Origin of the sequence: Nostoc sp. CHAB 5715 (genome assembly GCF_020829685.1) — a bacterium.
GTDB lineage: Bacteria > Cyanobacteriota > Cyanobacteriia > Cyanobacteriales > Nostocaceae > Nostoc.
On record NZ_JAIVFR010001192.1, the window covers coordinates 1 to 2,030 of the forward strand.

The 2,030-nt window shown below is 39.7% G+C and carries 1 protein-coding gene and 1 pseudogene; both read right to left on the bottom strand.

Translation table 11 applies throughout. The features are described from left to right. Window positions 1-343 (bottom strand): annotated as a pseudogene (locus tag LC574_RS37580) (hypothetical protein); the annotation flags it as partial. A 145-nt stretch (window positions 344-488) separates the two neighbouring features. Beyond that, window positions 489-992 carry a hypothetical protein gene (locus LC574_RS37585; RefSeq protein WP_229458693.1) on the bottom strand — a complete coding sequence of 168 codons (504 nt, stop codon included), beginning with the start codon at window positions 990-992 and terminating at the stop codon, window positions 489-491. Window positions 993-2,030 lie beyond the last annotated feature (1,038 nt).

Consider the following 2,030-nt stretch of genomic DNA (forward strand, 5'->3'; position numbering starts at 1 on the left):
GGGTACAGAATTCATCAGCATTAGCTAATTCTAAACAGCCATCTTTCCAAGTTTGCTGTTGAAACTCAATGATTTTTAGCTGAGGATTTGGCTGTTGCAAACGTTTGGAGGCGGCTTGCAAAACAGCGTTTTTTACAGATGCGGGTAATTTATTTTGCAGATTGTTTGAGGGAGTGTTTGCCGAAACTTTGAGAACTTCATTGCTTGTTTCTAGCGAGAACTTTGCAGTAGCGCTCGTAGCACCTTTGATAAATGTTAAACCGCTAGCAACAGACACAATTCCAGTCAAAATCAAAACAGTAAAAATCCTTGTTTGATTGGGGTTAAAGTAGTTTTTCAGCATGAATTTCATAGTAATATAGGGATGTTAGTCAAGAGTTATAGAACTCATAAAAATAATTTTAGAAAAGAATACTACAGACTGTAGCGGAGGTTTTGTTCGGATCAACTTAGCGTATACAAGATTTTGCAAGTAATCTCAGGCAATATTAAGCGCTGATGGCTTGTTGTTCAGCTTCAACTAACTGATTCTGAGGTACATCAAATCTAATAGTACTGGCTGCCCAGTCTTTGAAATCGGGCGCTAGCCAGACTAGCTTGCACAGAACTTCATCATTTACCCACAACACCAAGGGGAATCGAAACTGTTTCCGAAACTCATTTCGCATGATGTTGGTACTGATGATTAGTTGGTTAATTTCTATTACAGATTCTAAACCCCGTACCATCAAAGCTTCGGGTTGATTAGCACCAATCGCACTTGTAATAGCTGTATACAATGTGTCTGTTGCAGGTGAAAGCAGGATTTCGTGGATGTCTGCTGATGAAAATTCTGTTAACACATTCAGCACTTGCTGCTGCCTTTCAACACTGTTACAACAAGCTAATATCAGTGAGAACTCCTCACCAGAAACCATTATCGCCCTTGCCAGCCTCTTAGTGGCTGCTGTGCTGCTAGTTGTGCCGTTTTCCGAATTACTTAAGCTGATCATTAAAAAATCCTGCTTTTAATTTTAAAAATATCTGAGCAATATTCAGTTATTCTACCCTATGAATTTTTATTCAAAAGTGTTAAACGGGTAATTTGGATGAGGTTTTTTCTCTAATACCAAGCATAATACTACGCATTGTCTAAGGAAGAAGTATATTTTGTATTATCCCACACATACAATTAAGGAATAATGTAAAGATAGTATCAAAATCATGTAAGCAAAAGATAATGCAAGCAAAAGGAAGCAGGTGGCGAATTAGCAATTGAATTATTACTGTATTTTTCTAGATTTTGGCATCTACCAATTATTAAGTATTTTTTGTAATATATAGTAAAAAAAATGGTCAGTACAAGTTTAACAATAAAGATTGGGAAGTGGGAAAAAAGTTAACTGGCAACTGGTTTACTGTCGCCTATGGTAAGCTTTTTCGCTTGCCAAACCATTTCGGGGCGGGTGTAAAGTAGTGAAAAAGGTGCAACCTTCGAGTTCACAAGTCAAACGATCGCTCTTTTTGCTCGACAATTGGTGTTAAATGGTGCAACTTCCGAGTTCAGAGGTGGAATGGTGAAGGTTTGAGGTCGAGCGATGTCTCCGACGGGCTACGCGTACACCCTCGGTTTATTGCTGAGTTGAAGGAGGCAGGAGGCAGCTATGCTGGAGGCTTTTATGTTTTACCTCAGTTGGGGATTGGGACCCCTCCTGAATAAGCAGCCCCAAATTAAAAATTTGGTGTTCTTGTCTTAAACCCAAGAACATCCGCTCACACTACTGAGTTAGGGGTCAGTTTTCCGCAAGCTCGAACTGCCCCCTAACTCCTGCCTTCGCTGAGATAAATCCATCAAATTCGCCAGCTTGTAAACTACCCGCGCCCCAACATTACCATCCCACTCACTATCACCGACTTCGCAGATATCAAAGCCTCCTTATATCTTCATTGATTATGAACCACAGGCGATAATCAAAGAAAATTTTCCCAAGCTGCTAGAATTTGTTGAGCAAAAATACCAGATTCTACGTCAAAGTGATAACGGTATTTGG